Source organism: Rhodovulum steppense (assembly GCF_004339675.1).
Classification (GTDB): Bacteria; Pseudomonadota; Alphaproteobacteria; order Rhodobacterales; family Rhodobacteraceae; genus Rhodovulum; species Rhodovulum steppense.
In genome coordinates, this window is record NZ_SLVM01000012.1 from 63,621 (window position 1) to 83,673 (window position 20,053).

Annotated in this window: 17 protein-coding genes; 1 reads left to right on the top strand and 16 read right to left on the bottom strand. The window is 69.1% G+C overall.

Annotation, left to right across the window (positions count from 1 at the left end; genetic code table 11):
- Positions 1 to 86: 86 nt before the first annotated feature.
- The 13 genes from lpxC to EV216_RS09850 form a co-directional block, all read right to left on the bottom strand.
- A complete protein-coding gene (lpxC, locus tag EV216_RS09785) occupies positions 87 to 1,004 on the bottom strand; it encodes a UDP-3-O-acyl-N-acetylglucosamine deacetylase (RefSeq protein WP_132695022.1) in 918 nt (305 codons plus the stop codon).
- Positions 1,005 to 1,319: 315 nt separating this feature from the next.
- A complete protein-coding gene (gene ftsZ, locus EV216_RS09790) occupies positions 1,320 to 2,945 on the bottom strand; it encodes a cell division protein FtsZ (RefSeq protein WP_132695024.1) in 1,626 nt (541 codons plus the stop codon).
- Positions 2,946 to 3,121: 176 nt separating this feature from the next.
- On the bottom strand, positions 3,122 to 4,456 hold the full coding sequence (gene ftsA, locus EV216_RS09795; protein ID WP_132695026.1) for a cell division protein FtsA: 1,335 nt from the start codon (positions 4,454 to 4,456) through the stop codon (positions 3,122 to 3,124).
- The gene (locus EV216_RS09800; RefSeq protein ID WP_132695028.1) at positions 4,453 to 5,331 is read right to left on the bottom strand and encodes a cell division protein FtsQ/DivIB; all 879 of its coding nucleotides are present in this window, start codon (positions 5,329 to 5,331) and stop codon (positions 4,453 to 4,455) included. The genes ftsA and EV216_RS09800 overlap by 4 nt, the downstream gene beginning before the upstream one ends.
- Positions 5,319 to 6,197, bottom strand: a complete 879-nt coding sequence (locus tag EV216_RS09805; protein ID WP_243642038.1) for a D-alanine--D-alanine ligase — start codon at positions 6,195 to 6,197, stop codon at positions 5,319 to 5,321. The genes EV216_RS09800 and EV216_RS09805 overlap by 13 nt, the downstream gene beginning before the upstream one ends.
- 88 nt (positions 6,198 to 6,285) lie before the next feature.
- Positions 6,286 to 7,206, bottom strand: coding sequence for a UDP-N-acetylmuramate dehydrogenase (gene murB / locus EV216_RS09810; protein ID WP_132695097.1), 921 nt, complete (start codon positions 7,204 to 7,206; stop codon positions 6,286 to 6,288).
- Positions 7,207 to 7,211: 5 nt separating this feature from the next.
- Entirely contained in the window at positions 7,212 to 7,478 is a 267-nt protein-coding gene (locus EV216_RS09815) for a hypothetical protein (protein WP_132695032.1), read from the bottom strand.
- Positions 7,475 to 7,735, bottom strand: coding sequence for a DUF2484 family protein (locus EV216_RS09820; protein ID WP_132695033.1), 261 nt, complete (start codon positions 7,733 to 7,735; stop codon positions 7,475 to 7,477). The genes EV216_RS09815 and EV216_RS09820 overlap by 4 nt, the downstream gene beginning before the upstream one ends.
- A 43-nt stretch (positions 7,736 to 7,778) precedes the next feature.
- A complete protein-coding gene (locus EV216_RS09825) occupies positions 7,779 to 8,966 on the bottom strand; it encodes an APC family permease (protein WP_132695035.1) in 1,188 nt (395 codons plus the stop codon).
- Between the two features lie 34 nt (positions 8,967 to 9,000).
- Complete coding sequence (locus EV216_RS18265) at positions 9,001 to 10,683, bottom strand: hypothetical protein (RefSeq protein WP_165899215.1); 1,683 nt, start codon at positions 10,681 to 10,683, stop codon at positions 9,001 to 9,003.
- Positions 10,684 to 10,695: 12 nt separating this feature from the next.
- Positions 10,696 to 12,093, bottom strand: coding sequence for a UDP-N-acetylmuramate--L-alanine ligase (gene murC, locus EV216_RS09840; RefSeq protein WP_132695099.1), 1,398 nt, complete (start codon positions 12,091 to 12,093; stop codon positions 10,696 to 10,698).
- Between the two features lie 28 nt (positions 12,094 to 12,121).
- Positions 12,122 to 13,216, bottom strand: a complete 1,095-nt coding sequence (locus EV216_RS09845) for a UDP-N-acetylglucosamine--N-acetylmuramyl-(pentapeptide) pyrophosphoryl-undecaprenol N-acetylglucosamine transferase (RefSeq protein ID WP_132695039.1) — start codon at positions 13,214 to 13,216, stop codon at positions 12,122 to 12,124.
- Positions 13,213 to 14,382 (bottom strand): FtsW/RodA/SpoVE family cell cycle protein, encoded by a 1,170-nt coding sequence (locus tag EV216_RS09850; RefSeq protein WP_132695040.1) that lies wholly within the window; start codon positions 14,380 to 14,382, stop codon positions 13,213 to 13,215. Before EV216_RS09850 ends, EV216_RS09845 begins: the two co-directional genes overlap by 4 nt.
- 352 nt (positions 14,383 to 14,734) lie before the next feature.
- Here EV216_RS09850 and EV216_RS09855 point away from each other — a divergent pair, with 352 nt between their 5' ends.
- A complete protein-coding gene (locus EV216_RS09855) occupies positions 14,735 to 15,127 on the top strand; it encodes a hypothetical protein (RefSeq protein WP_132695041.1) in 393 nt (130 codons plus the stop codon).
- A gap of 51 nt (positions 15,128 to 15,178) precedes the next feature.
- Here the strand turns inward: EV216_RS09855 and EV216_RS09860 are convergent, their stop codons facing one another.
- The 3 genes from EV216_RS09860 to dapE form a co-directional block, all read right to left on the bottom strand.
- Entirely contained in the window at positions 15,179 to 16,501 is a 1,323-nt protein-coding gene (locus EV216_RS09860; protein WP_132695043.1) for a lytic murein transglycosylase, read from the bottom strand.
- A gap of 87 nt (positions 16,502 to 16,588) precedes the next feature.
- Entirely contained in the window at positions 16,589 to 18,841 is a 2,253-nt protein-coding gene (gene rnr / locus EV216_RS09865; RefSeq protein WP_132695044.1) for a ribonuclease R, read from the bottom strand.
- Positions 18,842 to 18,895: 54 nt separating this feature from the next.
- Complete coding sequence (gene dapE, locus EV216_RS09870; protein ID WP_132695046.1) at positions 18,896 to 20,044, bottom strand: succinyl-diaminopimelate desuccinylase; 1,149 nt, start codon at positions 20,042 to 20,044, stop codon at positions 18,896 to 18,898.
- Positions 20,045 to 20,053 lie beyond the last annotated feature (9 nt).

The window sequence follows — 20,053 nt, forward strand, 5'->3', positions numbered from 1 at the left end:
TGCGCGTTCGCCGCGCGCGATTATGCGGCTGTCCTAGCACAGATAATCGGGAGGCAAAACGCCTTTGGGGCGGAAAAAAGTGCGCCTCAGGCGACCGCGCGCAGGTCGGCCGCCTCAAGGCAGGCCCCCGGCAGCCGGGCGGCCTCGGCGGGCGAACAGGTCACCAGCCGGAACGCACCGGGACGGGCGAACAGCGCGCGAAGCAGCCGGTTGGTCAGCGCATGCCCGGCCCGTTCGCCACGATAGCGGCCAAGGATCGGCGCACCCGCCAGCGCCAGATCGCCCAGCGCGTCCAGCATCTTGTGGCGCACCGCCTCGTCGGCATGGCGCAGCCCGCCGGGGCTGAGCACCCGGTCACCCTCGACCACGACGGCATTCTTCAGCGTGCCGCCCAGCGCCAGACCCGCCGCGCGCATCGCCTCGACATCGGCATTGCGGCAGAAGGTGCGGCTGTCGCTCAACTCGCGCAGGAAGGCACCGTTGGCCATGGTCAACCGCTTGGCCTGATGGCCGATGGCGCGTTCGGCGAACTCGATCTCGAAATCGATCTCCAGCGTATCGGACGGCGACAGGCTGGCCCGCGCATCGCCCTCGCTCACCTCGACCGGTTCCAGGATGCGCAGCGCGCGCACCGGGGCGGACAGCCGACGCAACCCGCGCGACAGGAAGCCCTCGACAAAGGGCTGGGCCGATCCGTCCATCACCGGCACTTCGGGGCCGTCGATCTCGATCAGCGCGTTATGAATGCCGCAGCCCGCCAGCGCGGCCATCAGATGCTCGACCGTCGAGACCTCGGCCTGGCCATTGGCCAGCTTGGTGCACAGCCGCGAGGGCACGACCGCGTCCCAGCGCGCCGGGATCATCGCGTCGGGGCCGTCCAGGTCGGTGCGGCGGAACCAGATGCCGTATTCGGCCGAGGCCGGATGCACGGTCATGCGCACCGAACGACCGGAATGCAGGCCAATGCCGGAAAAGGTGATCGGGGATTTCAGCGTCGTCTGCACGGGGACACCTGCTCTTTATCTGTGGACTTCGACCGGTCCGTGATTTCAGAACTAGGCCTGCGGCGTTTTCGACACAATTCAAACTTTGCAACCGCGTGAAACATCCCCGCGGTGACGCCCCTTGCCTGAAGGACGGGCCGGAAGGGCACGATTTCGTTTTCCTTTCCGAAAAACTCCCGCCGCGCCGACCGCCCCGGCCCGTTGGCGCCGGATCACGCGCGAACCCTGCGTGACACCGCTTCGTGACGGCCCGCAAAGCAGGAAGGGGCCGGTTTCCCGGCCCCTTGCAGGGGATTTCCGCGGCAGGATGCCCGCTCAGTTCGCCTGACGGCGCAGGAAGGCCGGGATCTCGATGCGCTCCTGCTCGGGATCGAGCTCTTCCTCTTCGCGCTGATGCAATGCGGGTCCGCGGCCATAAACCGGAGGTTGCTGGCGCATGCTGTGCCCGCCCCGGTCAAACGGCTCGTTGCCATGGCCCGACATGCGGTTGATCAGCGAACCGATGCCGAAGCGGCCCCGGGCTTCCTCGGGATGGGGCTGCGGCGCTGCGCGCTGGGGCGCGATCGTCGCGGCACCCGGCCGGGGCGCCTTGTTGACGGCGGCACGCAAACGCTCCAGCGCCTCGGGCGTCGGCGTTCCCGGCGCGCGCGGACGCGGCGCGACGAACGCGGCCTCGGACTCGCGCTCGGGCTCTTCCGCGGGCTGGTAGGCCGGCGGCGGCACCTCGTCATGGGCGGTTTCGACTGGGGACCGGGCCTCGGCGGCGGCGGCGGCCGGATCGAACCCCGCGAACAGCGAGGGCTCCTGCACCGGCTCCTGCGCGGCCACTTCGCGCGCGACTGCCGGTTCGGCAGGCCGGGGCGTCGCGCTCTGGGCCGGGGCCGGCGCCGGCGCCGGCGCCGGGGCGGCTGCGGCCTGACGGTGCAGCGGTTCGCTCATCGGGCGACGCGGCACCGGGATCTCGTTCTTCTTCTCGGCCGCGTCGATGCCGGTCGCCACGACCGACACGCGCATCATGCCTTCCATGTTCGGATCGAGGGTCGAGCCGACGATGATGTTGGCGTCCGGGTCCACCACATCGCGGATGCGGTTGGCGGCCTCGTCCAGCTCGAACAGCGTCAGGTCATAGCCGCCGGTGACATTGATCAGCACGCCCTTGGCGCCGTTCAGGCTGACCTCGTCCAGCAGCGGGTTGGCGATCGCCTTCTCGGCGGCCTGGATCGCACGATCCTCGCCGCTGGCCTCGCCCGTGCCCATCATCGCCTTGCCCATCTCGTCCATCACCGACCGCACATCGGCGAAGTCGAGGTTGATCAGGCCCGGCCGCACCATCAGGTCGGTCACGCCCTTGACGCCCTGATACAGCACGTCGTCGGCAAGACTGAACGCCTCGGTGAAGGTGGTCTTCTCGTTCGCCAGCCGGAACAGGTTCTGGTTGGGAATGATGATCAGCGTATCGACCACCTTCTGCAGAGCGTCCACGCCTTCCTCGGCCTGGCGCATCCGCTTGGCGCCCTCGAACTGGAACGGCTTGGTCACCACACCCACCGTCAGCACGCCCAGTTCGCGGGCCGCCTGCGCGATGATCGGCGCCGCACCCGTGCCGGTGCCGCCGCCCATGCCCGCGGTGATGAAGCACATATGCGCGCCCGCAAGGTGATCGACGATCTGCTCGATCGATTCCTCGGCCGCCGCCGCACCGACCTGGGGCCGGGCACCTGCGCCCAGACCCTCGGTCACCTTGACCCCCATCTGGATGCGCGCGGGCGCATTCGACTGTCGCAGAGCCTGCGCGTCGGTATTCGCCACCACGAACTCGACGCCCTCAAGGCTCTTCTCGATCATGTTGTTGACGGCGTTGCCGCCGGCGCCTCCGACCCCGAAGACCGTGATCCGGGGCTTCAGCTCGTCCTGCTCGGGCATGGATAGGTTCAAAGCCATTGGTATGTCCGCCTGCTGTCGTTTCTGGTGCCCCGCCGGGCGTTTTTCCCAAGATCTTGCGTCATCCTACGCAAGGGCTCACGCGACGTCACGAAAAAAACGTGGTTTTCACACAAAATATACACTGTGCCGCTATGCGATCCGCGGGATTTTGCCGATAAGACCACATCTAGCGATCACCAGTTCTCCTTGAACCACCTGACCGCCCTTTTCAGCGAGCGCGCCGGGTAGCGTTCGGCGGGAATGTCGAAATCCCACCATTCGTCCTGCGGATGGGCCGCGAACAGGCACAAGCCCACCGAGGCCGCGAATCCCGGCCCCGTGGCCGATTGCGGCAGGCCCTGGATGCGCAGCGGTCGGCCGAAACGCACCTGCTGGCCCAGGATGCGCGCCGCCAACCCGTCCAGCCCGGGGATCTGGCTGCCCGCCCCCGTCAGCACGATCTGGCGCGAGGGCAGATGATCGAACCCCGCCACGTCCAGCCGGGTGCGCACCTCTTCCAGGATCTCCTCGACCCGCGGGCGCATGATGCCGATCAGTTCCGTCCGGCTGATCCGCCGCGTGTCGCGCTCGTAATCGCCGCTGTCGCCGCCCAGGTCGATCATCTCGCGATCGTCCACCCCGGTCGCGACCACGCCGCCATGCAGCGTCTTGATCCGCTCGGCGGTGGAGATCGGCACATGCAGCCCCTTCGAGATGTCCGAGGTGACATGCTCGCCGCCCATGCGCACGCTGTCGGCATAGATCATGTGCTTCTTGATGAAGATCGACAGGCCCGTGGCCCCGCCGCCCATGTCGATGCAGGCCGCGCCCAGTTCCTGCTCGTCCTCGACCAGCGCCGACAGGCCCGCGGCATAGGCCGAACTGGCCAGCCCCGCCAGTTCCAGGTCGCAGCGCTTGACGCATTGCACAAGGTTCTGGATCGCGCCCGCATCCACGCTGAGAAGATGCATGTCGCAGGCCAGCCGGTTGCCGGTCTGCCCGCGCGGATCGACCAGCCCGGACCGGTGATCCAGCGCGAAATTCACCGGCTGGGCATGCAGCACCTCGCGCCCCGGGCCGATATCGGGCATCTCGCAGGCCGACAGCACGCGCGCGATATCGGCCTCGGTCGCCATGCTGTCGGCAAGCTCCACCTGCCCGTCCAGCCCGTAGGAGCGCGGCTCGGCCCCCGAGAAGCTGGCGATCACATGATCCACCCGCACCTGCGCCATCTTCTGCGCGGCCTGAACGGCGGTGCGGATCGCGCGCTCGGCCTCGTGCATGCCGTGGATCTCGCCGAAACGCACCCCGCGCGAACGTGTCGTCGCCGCGCCGATCACCCGGAACCGCGACTGGCCCGCCAGCGCGCCGATCTGCTCGACGCCGCCCACCGGCCGGATGCCGTCAAAGCGCAGCACGAGGCAGGCGATCTTGGAACTGCCCACATCCAGGATCGCGATCACGCCCCGGTCCATCGCCTGCTTGCGCATCCGCCGCATCGCCCGCTGCGCCTGGTAGAGATCGGTCATCCGTTGGTCGCTCCTGCCCCTGATCTTCTGATCTTCCTGAATTCCTCGACCGCGTCCGGCGCCAGCCGCACCGTCGGCCGCCCCGGATTGCGCAGATCGACCACCGCGATGTCGCGCCCCAGCATGTCCGTCACGCCGTCCAGCGCGATCACCCGCTCCAGCGCCGCCACCGCGTCCTGCCCGGGCAAGAGGATGCGCTGGTTGCGGTCCAGCACAACGTCCCAGCGCCGTTCGCCCACCCGCACCAGCCCGCGCAGCCGTTCCTCGATCGGCGCGGCGGCCGCGACCAGCGCCAGCGCCTCGGGCACCGCACGCTGCGCGCCCTCGCCCGCGATCAGCGGCAGATCGGCGCGCAGGCTGCGGGTCTCGATCGGCGCGACCCGGTTGCCCTGCGCGTCCAGCAATTCCAGCCCCGCGGCGCCCCGCCAGACCACCGCCGGAACCCGCTCGACCACCTTCAGTTCCAGCACCCCGCCCGGGCGCACCCGCAACTCGGCGGCTTCGACAGCGTCCAGCGCCTCGGCCGTGCGGCGCATCTGCTGCAGGTCCAGGTCGAAGGACGACACCGGAAAATCCAGTGGCAGCACCTCGCGGATGTCCTCGGCGACCAGGTCGGTCGCGCCCTCGATCGCCATCAGCTTGACCATGAATTCGGGCCGCGTCTCGACCTGGCGGCGAATGTCGGCGATCTGGCCCGCGACCTCGGCCCGCCGGTCGGCATCCGAAAACCACAGCGCCGGGATCGCCAGAACCGCGGCCAGCGGCAGCCCGCGCAGCACCGCAAGCCGGAACAGCGGCGTCAGCCACAGCCGCTGCATCCGGTAGGTCAACCGCGAGGGCGCAGGATCGCGCGGCGGCAGGATCACCGCGCACATGAGGCATCCTCCACGATCCAGCGGCAAAGCGCGCCGAACGGGATGCCGCAATGGGCCGCCTGTTCGGGGCTCAGCGAGGTGGGCGTCATGCCGGGTTGCGTGTTCGTCTCCAGCAGGATCAGCCCGTCCAGCCCGCGCGCCTCGTCCCAGCGGAAATCCGTGCGGCTCAGGCCCCGGCAGCCCAGCGCGCGATGGGCGCGCAGCGCGTAGTCCAGACAGGCGTCGAACACCTCGCCGGGCAATTCGGCCGGGACGACATGGCGCGAGCCGCCCGTCGCGTATTTCGCGTGATAATCGTACCAGCCTTCGGTCAGGATATCGGTCACGCTCAGCGCCCGGTCGCCCATGACGGTCGTGGTCAGTTCCCGGCCCGGCGCATAGGCTTCGACCATGACCAGATCGGGCATGTCCTCGCCCATCCGCGGCGGCGTGTTCGCATCGGCCTGCACGATATGGATGCCGACCGAGGACCCCTCGTTGTTGGGCTTGACGACATAGGGCGGCGGCAGGACATGGCGCGCGGCGACCTCGGCCTTGTGCGCAATCACGCTGTCCACCACCGGCAGGCCCGCGGCGCGATAGACCTCCTTGGTCCGCTGCTTGTCCATCGCCAGCGCCGAGGCCAGAACGCCCGAATGGGTATAGGGCAGGCCCAGCCATTCCAGCAGGCCCTGCACGCAGCCATCCTCGCCCCAGCGGCCATGCAGCGCGTTGAACACGACATCGGGGGCACACTCGGCCAGACGCGCGGGCAGATCCCGACCGGCGTCGATCTCGACGACGTCGAAGCCTTCCCCACGCAGCGCCACGGCACATTCGTGCCCCGAAGACAGCGACACCTCACGCTCGGCCGAGGGGCCACCCATCACTACCGCCACGCGGAGGGCTGACCTGCTCGGCTTGCCCGCCACCTTTGCCTCTTGTCCCGGGGCGTCTGCCGGCCCCGTTCGCCTATTAGTTGTCAGGGGCCGGTTCACCGACCCTCATGATTTCCCACTCTAACTGTATTCCGGCATTTTGAAAAACCCTTTTTCGGACCTCCTCGCCCAGCCCTTCCAGGTCCGCCGCGCTCGCCCCCCCGGCATTGAGCAGGAAGTTCGAATGCTTCTCCGACATCTGCGCACCGCCGCGCCGCGCACCGCGCATCCCCGCCGCGTCGATCAGCGTCCAGGCCTTCAGCTCGTGGCTGTCATCCGCGCGCCCCGTGGAACTGAACCCCGCCGGGTTGCGAAAGGTGGACCCCGCGCTGCGCTCCTTCGTGGGCTGGCTCGCGTCGCGTTTCGCGATCTGATCGGCCATCGCCGCCTCCAGCGCCGCAGGATCGCCCTGCGGCCCCTCGAATGTGGCCTCGATCAGCACCCAGCCCTCGGGCAGGTCGGTCTGGCGATAGCGAAAGCCCAGATCGGCTGCGCCCAGCGTCACGATCCGGCCATCCCGCGTCACCGCCCGGGCCGAGACGAAGACATCGGCCACATAGCGCCCGTAGCAGCCCGCATTCATCCGCACCGCGCCCCCCACGGCGCCGGGAATGGTGCGCAGGAAGGTCAGGTCCACGCCTGCCTCGGCCGCACGCCGCGCCACATGGGCATCCAGCGCCGCCGCCCCGGCGGTGACGCGGCACCCCTCGACGGAAATGCCATTGAACGCGCGGCCCAGCCGGATCACCACGCCGCGGATCCCGCCATCGCGCACGATCAGGTTCGACCCCACCCCCATCGGAAACACCGGCACATCGGCGGGCAAGGCGGCGAGGAAGGCGGCCAGATCCTCGGCATCCGCAGGCTGGAACAGCCAGTCCGCCGGCCCGCCCACGCGCAGCCAGGTCAGATCGGCCAGCGGCCGGTCCGGTGTCAGGGTGCCGCGCGCGGCGGGCATCGGGGTCATCTGTCGCGTCCGATCCATGCGCCCAGGGCATAAAGCAGCCCCGAAAGCACCGCAACGCCCGCCCATGGGCCGATCACCGACATCGGCGCAACCGGACCGCCCGCGCCGCGGACCAGCGCCGCCCAGGTCAGCCAGACGAAGACCGAATAGCCCCCGATCAGCGCCAGGAATTCGGGCAAGGCCCGGCGCAGCCCGTGCGACAGCGCGGCATAGACCACGATCGGCCCCGCCGCCCAACCGGCAAAGACCAGCAATATGGTCATTCCTCGCGCTGGCCGCGGCGCAAAGGCCGCGCCAGCCAGCGCAGCAGGTAAAGCGTGGGCCAGCGCAGCACCGAAACCCCCGCCGCCATCGCCACCATGCCCAGCATCGGCCCGTTCTGATAGGTGACATAACCCAGCAGCGGGATGCCCAGCGCGATCAGCCCATAGGCCGCGGGCCAGTGATACCGCTGGGGCAGCATCCCCAGCCCGGCCGCGACAACGACCCACAGACAGGCCAGGATCAGCGAAACGGTCATGGCGTGGCCTCCTTCTCCGCGCGACGGATGCACCCCGCCCCGCTCATGCCAGCCCCCCAAGCGACAGCACCAGCGCCGCAAGCGCCCCGCCCAGACCCGCCCAGGGCACCCAGGCGGGCACCCGGAACGGCGCCTCGGGCGCGCGGCGCTTGAGCACGATCAGCGACAGGTTCACCACCGCGAACACCAGCAGCAGCACGACCGAAGTCGCCCCCGCAAGGGCCGCGACCGGCAGCACAAGCGCCGCGACCAGCACCGCGCCACCCACGACAAGCGTCGCCAGAACCGGCGTGCCGAACCGCGGATGGGCATGGTGGAATGCCGCCAGCCGCGCCTCGCTCCGGCCCAGGCCGAACAGCACGCGGGCGGCCATCACCACCTGCGCCAGCACCCCGTTCAGCGCCGCCGCCCCCGCGATCAGCGACAGGAACCCCGCCGACCCGCCCGTGCCCCGCTCCCAGACCAGCGCCAGCGGGCGCTCGCTCGCGGCCAGGTCGGCCACGGGCACGGCGCGCAGGGTCACTATGGACACGACCGCATAGACCAGCGTCGTGATCGCCAGCGCCAGCAGGATCGCGCGCGGCAATGTGCGGGAAGGGTCGGCGACCTCCTCGGCCATGTTCACCATGTCCTCGAAACCGATGAAGGCGAAGAAGGCCAGCACCGTGGCCAGACCCAGCCCCGCCAGCGGCAAGGGGCCCGGCCGGATCCAGTCCTCCACCGGCGCGGCCAGAACCCCGGCATAGACCACCAGCCCCAGCCCGATCAGTTCCACCACCGTCAGCACCGCGGCCAGCACCAGGCTTTCCAGAACCCCCAGCACCGCCACCAGCACCAGCCCGCCCCCCAGCACCAGCATCAGCGGCGCGAAAGGCAGGCCAAGCACCGCCACCAGATAGCCCGTGCCGCCGCGCAGCACCGCCGCGGCCGAGATCGTGCCCGCCAGCACGATGGCCAGCCCCACCGCCACCGCCAGCCAATGCAGCCCCAGCGCCTGCTCGACATAGGACGCCTCGCCCGCGGCCTCGGGAATGCGCGCCGAGAGTTCCGCATAGGACAGCGCCGCAGGGGCGGCGACCAGCGCCGCCAGCAGGAAGGCCAGCGGCGTCCACACCCCCACCACACCCGCAATCGCGCCGACAAGCACATAAATGCCCGCCCCCACGATCACCCCCACCCCGTAAGCCGTCAGAAGGCCAAGACCGATGCGCCGCTTGAGGGTTTGGGTCATCGCGCCGACCTCGCTCTGTCCACGACCGACCGCATCAGAAGAGTCCCAACAACAAGTTGATCACCGCCACGACCGCGGCCGAAGACCCGGCGATAACGGCAACATCCCTCGAGATGCCCGCAACCTCCGCCAGGGCACCCCGCGTCGTCTTGTAGATCAGAGACCCAATCCGGAAACAGCGGCTCGCGAAACGGTAGATCGCATGGGCGCGTGTCGTGGGGTCGGCCCGCGGATCGGCCGCGACGGCGGCATCTTCGACCAGTTCCTCGGCCAATTCCCCTTCGGCGGCTTGCGCAAGAACAGCAGCGGCGGCGGGCAAGCCCACGGCGGCCTCCGGGGAAACCTCGATCAATCGCTCTGTGGTCCGCGCAAGCGCGACCTCGCGGACCTTTTCGTCCTGCTGGCGGAAATCGGCAGCAATCCCGATCAGTTCCAGCTTGAAATCGGCGATCAGCGGGTCTTTCGCCGCCTCGGGACATTCGCCCAGCGCTTCCTTGTGGTCCACCCGGCGCGCGACCTGAAGCGCGATGTCATGCAGGCGCTGCGGCCGATCGCGATAGCGGTCGAGACCCGACCTGAGCTGTTCGACCTCTCCCTTGAGTCCCCCGTATTGATTGTCGGCTCTCGCGAGATCCCCGAACATCCCCGCCGCATCGGTCATGCGGTCGCGCGCATCCTGCAGGAAATCCCGGTCGATATCCGACAGCGGAACGGCACGGGCGAGGTGCGTATCGGGGTTGACCTCGACGATCTCGGCATTCGGGGTTCTGGCGGCGGCAGCATCCAGAACGGCCGGATCCGGTGCTTCCTCCCGCGACCGACTTTCGCCCTCACCGCCCTGCAACCGCGCGATTTCGGCGGCGACGGCCTCGGGCCCGGCCTTCCACACCGCGTCGTCGATCAGCGCGATCTTGCGCAGCAGGTCCCAGCGCGTCTCGGTGCCGTCGAGGGCGCGTTGATACCAGTCGATCCAGAAGGCCCAGGGGTGATCGCCATCTAGCGGGTATTTGGCGCGCAGGGACCGCCATGCCCCGTCGAAGGGCCGCTCCGCCGCGTGCCAGAGCGGGGCGGCCATGAGCCGCGGAACATCGGCGCGCGCGGCGCAATCCTCGCGCAGCGCAGCCCAGACGGCGTAGACGGGGGCGGCGTCGGCGGCGGCGGCGTAGGCGGCGGCGTCGGCGGCGGCGACGGCAGAGGCAGAGGCAGAGGCAGAGGCGGTGGTCGAGGCGGTGGTCGAGGCGTCGGCGGCATAGGTCGAGGCGGCATTTGCGGCTGCGATGACGGAGCCGCCTCCAGCGTAAATCGAGGCGGCGGCCGCTGCGGCACGAGCGGAAAACTCGACATCGAGTGTCACAGGATTAGTTAAAAGCCTAGCCGCGGGACTGCGCATTCGAAGTCGCTTGGACAAACCCGAATTCGTTGAATCTTGCATTGTAGAATCGCGGGCTGCATCGGCAGCGGCGAATCTTCTTTCGGCGATTTCACCACGCGTCGAAATGGCAAACGCCCCTGAAATAGCGTTGCACCACAACACCGGTACAGGTGTTAGACCACCTTTGCGCGCCCAGTCTGCGGTATCAACCCCCGCCCACCACACCGGAAAAACCCGCATCGCCGCACGATGGGCCAGCGCCACCATGGCCTCTCGCGGCAGGTCTTCCTGGTCGAGCCACGCCCGGAACGTCTTTTGGTCCGTGATCTCCGCAATCTCGACCATCGGCCTCCGCCCCTAGCCCCCCAGCCGTTTCGGCAGCCCGTTCGCCCAGGCGCTGATCGTACCTGCGCCCAGGCACACCACCATGTCGCCCGGACCGGCCTCGGCGCGGACCAGGCGTTCCAGGTCGTCCTCGCACAGGATCGCGTGGGCGTGGCGGTGGCCGTGGCGGATCAGGCCCGCGACCAGGTCGTCGCGGCTGATGCCGGGGATCGGGTCCTCGCCCGCGGCATAGACTTCGGCGATGCCGACCACGTCGGCATCGTTGAAGCAGGTGCAGAACTCCTCGAAGAGCGAATGAAGCCGCGTGTAGCGATGCGGCTGGTGCACGGCGATCACCCGGCCCGTCGTGGCCTGGCGGGCGGCGCGCAGCACGGCGGCGATCTCCACCGGATGGTGGCCGTAATCGTCGATGATGGTGACGCCGCCGACCTCTCCGACCTTGGTGAAGCGCCGGTTCACGCCGCGAAAGCCCGCCAGCGCCGAACGGATCTCGTCGCCCTTCATCCCCAGATGCCGCGCCACGGCCACCGCGCCCAGCGCGTTCGAGACATTGTGATCGCCCGGCATCGGCAGAGTGCAGCCCTCGATCAGGACATCCTCGGCCTGCAACGCGATGTCGAACTGCGCCACGCCCGCCTTGTAGCTGAGGTTCACCGCGCGCACATCGGCCTGCGCGTTGAAGCCGAAGGTCACCACCCGGCGGTCGGTGACGCGGCCGACCAGCGCCTGCACCTCGGGGTGATCGGTGCAGCAGACCGCCAGCCCGTAGAACGGGATGTTCGAGACGAAATCGTGAAAGCCCTGCCGCAGCCGGTCGAAATCGCCCCAATGCTCCATGTGCTCGGGGTCGATATTGGTCACGATGGCGATGGTGGCAGGCAGCCGGGTAAAGGTGCCGTCGGATTCGTCGGCCTCGACCACCATCCATTCGCCCGCGCCCAGCCGCGCGTTCGAGCCATAGGCGTGGATGATGCCGCCATTGATGACGGTCGGATCCAGCCCCCCCGCATCCAGCAGCGTGGCGACCATGGTGGTGGTGGTGGTCTTGCCATGGGTGCCGGCCACCGCGACATTCGACTTCAGCCGCATCAGCTCGGCCAGCATGTCGGCCCGGCGCACCACCGGCAGGCCCGCCAGCCGCGCAGCGTCAAGCTCGGGATTGCCCGGCTTGATCGCCGAGGAAATCACCACGACCGCCGCGCCGCCCAGATTCTCGGCGCGCTGGCCCTCGAAGATGGTGGCGCCCATCGCCCGCAGCCGGTCGGTGATCCTGGAGCCCTTCAGATCCGAGCCCTGCACCCGGTAGCCCAGGTTCAGCAGCACCTCGGCAATGCCCGACATGCCGATCCCGCCAATGCCGACGAAATGGATCGGCCCCACATCGGTCGGAAGCTTGGTCGCCGCGTTCATCCAGTCCTGTCCCGTTACAAGGTTCATGCTATCGCCCTTCTCCGCCCAGCGCCTCGACGATCTCGACCAGCCGATCGGCCGCATCGGGCCGTCCGCAGGACAGCGCGGCATGGGCCATGCGCATGGCCCCTTCGGGTTGTTCGAGAACCGTGGCGATTTGCGCCGACAGGGCAGCGGGGTCAAGGGCGGATTCGGGGATCAGGATCGCCGCGCCCGCCTCGACCAGCCCGCGGGCATTGGCGGTCTGGTGATCGCCCGTCGCGTAAGGGTATGGAATCAGGATCGAAGGCCGCCCGATCACGGAAATGTCGGCAATCGACGAGGCGCCCGCCCGGCTGATCACAAGTTGCGCCTCGGCCAGACGCGCGGGGATGTCCTCGAAGAAGGGCCGCACCTCGGCCTCGATGCCCGCCTCGGCATAGGCCAGTTCGACCCGCGCAAGATCCTCCTCGCGGGCCTGGTGGGACACGCGGATATGGCGGCGCAGATGCCCGGGCAGCGCGGCGATGGCGGCGGGCACGTTGTCCGACAGCGCCCGCGCGCCCTGGCTGCCACCGATGGCGACGATGCTCATCGGGTAATCGCCCGGCGGGATATAGGGCGCGCCTGCGCGTTCCATCACCGCGGCGCGCACCGGGTTGCCGACATGCCAGCCCTCGACGCCCTCGGGCAGGTCGGTGGGCCAGATACCGCAGCCGATGGCATGCACGCGCTTCGCATAAAGCTGGTTCACCTGCCCCAGCACGCCGTTCTGTTCGTGGATCATCCGCGGCAGTTTCAGCACGATCGCGGCCGTCAGCGCCGGGAAGGACGGATAGCCGCCAAAGCCCGCCACCACCGCCGGACGGTCGCGCAGCATGCTCACCAGCGCCGCCAGAACGCCCACGCCCAGCCGGAAGGGCGCCGCGATCCGCTCGACCAGCCCGCCGCGCGCCAGGCTGTCGGCGGCCACGCGGGCGATCTCGACCTGCCGCGGAAATCCGCCCGCATAGCGCGCGCCGCGCGCATCGGTCGAGAGCTTCACCCGCCAGCCGCGCGCCAGCATCGCCTCGGCCAGCGCCTGGGCCGGGAACATGTGCCCGCCGGTGCCGCCCGCGGCGATGACCAGAAGCGGCGCGCTCATGCCAGCCCCCTGCGGCGCAGGATGTCGCCGATCTCGCCCTGCGGCCGGCTGCGGGTCAGCGCCAGCAGCATGCCGACCATGATCCCCATGGCGATCAGCGACGAACCGCCATAGCTGACAAAGGGCAGCGTCATGCCCTTGGCGGGCAGCAGTTTCACCGCCACGCCCATGTTGATCAGCGCCTGAACGCCGAAGGTGCAGGCCAGCCCCGTGCCCGCGATCCGGATGAAGTTGTCGCGTTCGCGCATCAGCCGGAACAACGAGCGTACGACGATCACCGCGTAAAGCCCGATGATCGCGGCCACCAGAACCAGCCCGTATTCCTCGGCCGCAACCGCGATGATGAAATCGGTATGCGCATCGGGCAGCGACCATTTCACCTGCCCCTCGCCCACACCCACGCCGAAGAACCCGCCCTCCTGGATCGCGTTCACCGCATAGCCAAGCTGGGTGCGCGGGTCGATCTCGGGCGACAGGAAGCCGTCGATGCGGCGGGCGAAATGTTCGGAACTCTGATAGGCCAGCGTGCCGCCCGCAACCACCGCACCCGCCACGGCGACCAGCAGCAGGAACGGCGCGCCCGCCACGAAATACATCACCCCCCAGGAAAACAGGATCAGCGCCGCCTGCCCGAAATCGGGCTGGAAGGCCAGGAACAGCACCACCACCAGCGTCACGCCCAGCGACATCATGCGTCCCGGCGGGCCGTTCAGCGCCTGCGCCGCGGCCAGCATCCAGGCGGCCAGAACGATGAAACCGGGCTTCAGGAATTCCGAGGGCTGCACGCTGGCAAAGCCCAGCGAATACCACCGCACCGCCCCCTTGCCGAAATCCGTGCCCAGGACGGGCAGCAAGGCCAGCGCCAGGAACGCGCCCAGAAAGCCGATCACGCCCAGCCTGCGCACCATGTCCGGCGACATCATCGAGACAAGCATCATCGCGCCCAGCGCCAGCGCTCCGAACAGCATCTGCCGCTCGACATAGTAGAACGCGGTCAGCCCGTGCTTGGCCGCCAGCGGCGGCGAGGCGGCCAGCCCCAGCAACAGCCCCACCCCGAACAGCACCAGGATGCAGGAGATCGCCCACCTGTCCACCGTCCGCCACCAGCGCGGCAGAACCGGTTCGCCCGCGCGAATGGGCGCGGATCCATAGACCATTTCCGTCATGGGCGTACTGCCTCGACTGCCTCTGCTCTTGCCCGTTTGCCGGGTCTGGGGTCGAGTGTAACGCCAAAGCGGGCCTGACGCCAGTCTGCAAAGGTTACCAGCCCGCGCCCCCGGAGCCGGGGCAATCGGGACTCCGGGCAGGAACAAGGCATGAAGGTTCCCCCGACTCGCCCTGTCGCCAAACGTTCCGCCCCCTCGACCATCCCCCCCGACCGGCGACTCGCATCCCGGGGCACATATGCGCCGATCCGCGACCGCCGGACGCCCGGCTTTTCCCGAACCGAAAGAATGTCTTTGCAGAACGGCAAGAGTTGTTCATCCTTTCCCCGGAAACGTCGGAAGGATCCGCCCCATGCACAGCCTGACCCCCCGCAGCCGACCGGCGCGAACCACGCGACCGCTCGGTTCCGCAAAGCCCGCGCCGACCGCCGCCTCCGTCCTCCAGCGGGTCGCCGATCGCAGCGCGCCGGTCGGCCAGCTCGCCCGATTGCAAGGCGCCGCCGATCGCTCGACCATTCAGTTGAAGGGCGATTTCATCGGCGACCCCGGCGGCTGGCATTGCCACCTCATCGGCCCGCGGGGTCAGGAACATGTGAAGATGGGCAACAACCAGGGCAGCCGGAAGGACTATTACCCGAACCGGCCCGCCAGCGTGCGCACCGCGCTGGCCCATCTGGAAGAGGTCGGCAATGACGGACAGCCCGGATATACGGCATGCCACGCCTATCTGACCGGCCTGCTCTGAGATGACCGCCCCGGTCCGCCGGGCCGGAACGATGCCCTGCGCGCCGCCGCCTCACCTCAGCCGCTTGAGGATCTCCAGGCTGGCATAACCGTCCGGGATCAGGCCCGCGGATCGCTGGAAGGCGCGCACCGCGGCGATGGTGTTCGGCCCGATCCGGCCGTCGATCCCCCTCGTGTCGAATCCCGCCCGCGTCAGCCGCTCCTGCAATTCCTGGCGTTCGGCAAAGACCAGCGCGCGGTCCTCGCGCGGCCAGTCGGCCCGGATCGGCCCGCCGCCCCGGATCCGGTCGGACAGATGCCCCACCCCGATCACATAGGCATCCGCCGTGTTGTAGCGTTCGATCACCGCGAAATTGTCGAAGATCATGAAGGCCGCGCCGCGCGCCCCCGCGGGCAGCAGGATCGAGGCGCGCCCGTGATCGGGCACCGCCCGCCCGTCCATGTCGCGCACCCCCAGCGCCGCCCAGTCGGACGGCATCCGCTTCTCGCCGCGATCGGCCAGCCGGTAGTCGAAATTGCCCGGCAGCCGCACCTCGACGCCCCAGGGCTGGCCCGTCTTCCAGCCGAACCGCGCCAGATAGGCCGCGGTCGAGGCCAGCGCATCGGCCGGATCCTCCGACCAGATGTCGCGCCGCCCGTCGCCGGTGAAATCCACCGCATAGTCCAGATAGGAGGTGGGGATGAACTGGGTATGCCCCATCGCCCCCGCCCAGCTTCCGGTCATGTTGCGCGCCTCGGTATCGCCCGCCTGCACGATCTTCAGTGCCGCGACCAGTTGCTGTTCGAAAAAGGCCCCGCGCCGCCCGTCATAGGCCAGCGTGGCCAGCGCCTCGATGATCGGCGTGGTGCCGCGGAACGTGCCATAGGCGCTTTCCAGCCCCCAGATCGCGACCACCACCTCCTTGTCGACGCCGAACCGCGCCTCGATCCGCTCCAGCAGGGCGCGATGCCGCGCCAGCGCCTCGCGCCCGTTCGCCACCCGCGTTTCCGAGGCCGCGCTGTCGAGATAATCCCAGATCGTGCGGGTGAATTCCGACTGGTTGCGGTCGCGCCCGATCACATCGGCATTGTAGCCCACCCCCCGGAAGGCCCGGTCGAAGACCGCCGGCGCGATGCCCTGGGCCAGCGCCCGGCCGCGGAACTCGCCGATCCAGCGCTCGAACCCGATATGCGCCATCGAATGCTGCGCCTGGTCCATTGCGGCCTCCCTCGTGACGGTGGCGCGGGCCGCAGGGCGCGCGCTTTCGGCCAGGTCGGCCAGCGCGGGGCGCGGCGTCGGGCGCGGCGAGGTTTCCAGCGCCTGGGCCGGGGCGGTCATGCTCAGGGCGCACAGCAACGGGGCAAGGGCCGCAGCCCGGGCGGGGAAAAATGACATCTGCTCGAACCTTTCCGGTTTTGCCGCAAATGTACCCGCTCCCCGGCCGAACGCAAAGCGCCATTCCCGCCGCCCGCCGGATTTCGCCTAGCGTTTGCGCGTGACCTTGCGCTTCGCCTTGTCGGTCCGCGCCTTCGACCGGCCAAGGTTGCGCTTGGGGATCTTGCCACGGGTCTTGCGCGGGCCGGGGCGCATCGCCTTGTCCTCGATCGACAACAGTTCCAGCACCAGCCCGCCGGTGACCGGCACCGCCTCGGACAGCCGCACGGTCACGCGCTGGCCGATGCCGATGGTCAGCCCGGTATCGGCGCCCATCAGCGTCTGCGCCTCGCGGTCATGGTGGAAATATTCCTGCCCCAGTTCGCGGATCGGGATCAGCCCGTCGGCGCCGGTCTCGTCCAGCTTCACGAACACGCCGAACCGCGCGATGCCCGACACCCGCCCCGCGAACTCGTTGCCCACCCGTTCGGACAGATAGGCGGCAAGGTAACGGTCGGTCGTGTCGCGCTCGGCCTCCATCGAGCGGCGCTCGGTCTCGCTGATATGCTGCGCGGTCGCCTCCAGTTCCTCGATCTCCTGCGGCGACAGCCCGTCCTTGCCCCAGCCATGCGCCGTGATCAGCGCGCGATGCACGATCAGGTCGGCATAGCGGCGAATGGGCGAGGTGAAATGCGCATAGGATCGCAGCGCCAGCCCGAAATGGCCGAAATGTTCCGGCGTGTAATAGGCTTGCGTCATCGAGCGCAGCGTCGACAGGTTGATCAGTTCGGAAAACTCGGTCCCCATCGCCTGGTCCAGCAGGTTGTTCAGGTGCCGCGTCTGCAACACCTGCCCCTTCGCCAGCGTGAAGCCCGAGGCCGCGGCCACCTCGCGCAGCGCGTCCAGCTTCTCGGGGCTGGGTTCCTCATGCACGCGAAAGATCAGCGGGCGGCGCAGCCGGGTCAGTTCCTCGGCGGCGGCGACATTGGCCAGCACCATGAACTCCTCGATCAGCCGATGCGCCTCCAGCCGGTCGCGGAAATTGACCGAGGCGACGTGACCATCCTCGGACAGCACGATCCGCCGCTCCGGCAGGTCCAGATCCAGCGGCTGACGTGCCTCCCGCGCCCGGGCCAGCGCCCTGTAGGCGGCATAAAGCGGGCGGATCACGTCCTCCAGCAGCTCCGCGCTGCGTTCGTCCGGCTGGCCATCCTGCGCCGCCTGCACCTGGGCATAGGTCAGCGCCGCGGCCGAGGCCATCAGCCCCCGGGTGAAGCGATGCGACAGCTTGTTGCCATGCGCGTCGATCACCATGCGCACCGCGATACAGGCGCGCGGCACGCCCTCATGCAGCGAACACAGATCGCCCGACAGCCGGTCGGGCAGCATCGGCACCACGCGGTCGGGGAAATAGGTGGAATTGCCGCGCTCGCGCGCCTCGCGATCCAGCGCCGAGCCGGGCCGGACGTAATGGGCCACATCGGCGATCGCGACCCACAGCACATGCCCGCCCTCGTTCTTCGGGTCGTCATCGGGCATCGCCAGCACCGCGTCGTCGCGGTCGCGCGCATCGGCCGGGTCGATGGTCACCAGCGGCAGATGGCGCAGATCCTCGCGATCCCCCAGCCCCGCGGGTTTCGCCCGGTCGGCCTCGGCGATGGCGTCGTCGGAAAAGACATCGGGGATGCCATGCTGGTGGATCGCGATCAGGCTGACAGCCTTGGGTGCCGACGGATCGCCCAGCCGGTCCACGACACGCGCCCGCGGCAGCCCCATGCGGGTGCGCGGGCCGATCTGCTCGGCCTCGACCAGTTCGCCATCCTTCGCGCCATGGGTCGCATCGCGCCCCACCATCCATTCCAGATCGGCGCCCTTGTCGATCGGCACGATCCGCCCGCCCTCGGCGCCGGTGCGAAAGATGCCCAGCACCCGTTTCGGGTTCACGCCGATCTTGCGGATCAGCCGCGCCTCGTACTGGTGATCCTCGCCGCGCACCTCCTGCAGGCGGGCGAGGATCCGGTCGCCCTCGGCCAGCGCGGGTTCTTCCTTGCGCGCGACGAACAGAACGCGCGGCTCCGCCCCCTCGCCATGCCATTCCAGCGGTTTCGCGAACAGATCGCCATCGCGGTTCGGCGCCAGCAATTGCAACACGCTCACCGGCGGCAGCCGGTCGGGGTCGCGATAGCTCCGGCGCCGTTTCTCCAGATGGCCCTCGTCCTCCAGCTCCTTGAGCACGCGCTTGAGGTCGATCCGGTCGGCCCCCTTGATGCCGAAGGCCCGGGCGATGTCGCGCTTCGAGCTTTCGCCGGGATGCGCGGCGATCCAGTCGAGGATTTCGGTCTTGGACGGTATCTGGCTCATGCACGCAGAGCTAGCACGCGCGCCCGCCCCCGTCAGCCGGAAAGCGGGGCCGGATCAGGCGAAATAGGCGGCAAGGATGCGGCCATAGACCCGTTTCAGCGCCTCGATCTGGGCCAGCTCCACCCGCTCGTCCACCTGGTGCATCGTCTTGCCCACCAGACCGAACTCGACCACCGGGCAGAAATCCTTGACGAAGCGCGCATCCGATGTCCCGCCCGAGGTCGACGGCTCGGGCCGCAGCCCGGTTTCCGCCTCGACCGCGCCCGCCACCAGGTCGGACAGCGCGCCCGGCGGCGTCAGGAAGCTTTCGCCCGAAACCTTCACCTCCAGATCGAAACGGATGCCGGTCTCGCCGGTCACGCGATCCGCCTCGGCGCGCAGCCACTCGGTCAGGCTGTCGGACCCGTGCGCCTCGTTGAAGCGGATATTGACGGTGGCCCGGCACAGCCCCGGGATCACGTTGGTCGCGGGATTGCCGGTATCAAACGTGGTGACCGCCAGCGTCGAGGGATCGAAATGGCGCGTGCCCTCGTCCAGCGGATAGGCCGACAGCCGCTCGACCAGCCGCGCCAGCGCCGGGATCGGGTTCTGCGCGCGCTGCGGATAGGCCGAATGGCCCTGCACGCCATGGGCGGTGAACCAGGCCGACATCGACCCGCGCCGCCCGATCTTCATCATGTCGCCAAGGCGCTCGCGGCTGGTCGGCTCGCCCACCAGGCAGACATCCATCCGCTCGCCCTCTGTCGCCATCCAGTCCAGCAGGGCGACCGTGCCATCCGTCGCGTCGCCCTCCTCGTCGCCGGTGATCGTCAGCACGATCGCACCCTCGGGCGGCGTGTCGGTCACAAGGTCGATGGCCGCCGCGACAAAGGCCGCAACCCCCGACTTCATGTCGGTCGCACCGCGCCCCCACAGATAGCCGTCGCTGATCTCTGCCCCGAACGGGTCATGGGTCCAGGCCGCGGTATCGCCCGCGGGCACGACATCGGTATGCCCGTTGAAGCCGAAGGTCCGGCGATGCCCCTTCGCCCCCCAGCGCGCGAACAGGTTCGGCACGCCCGCACGGTCCACCCGGCGGCACTCGAACCCCGCCGCGGCCAGCCGGGTTTCCAGCAGGCGCAGCGCGCCCGCCTCGCTCGGCGTGACCGAAGCGCAGCGGATCAGATCGGCGGTCAGGGCAACGGGGTCGGTGGGTCGGGTCATGGGCGCGGA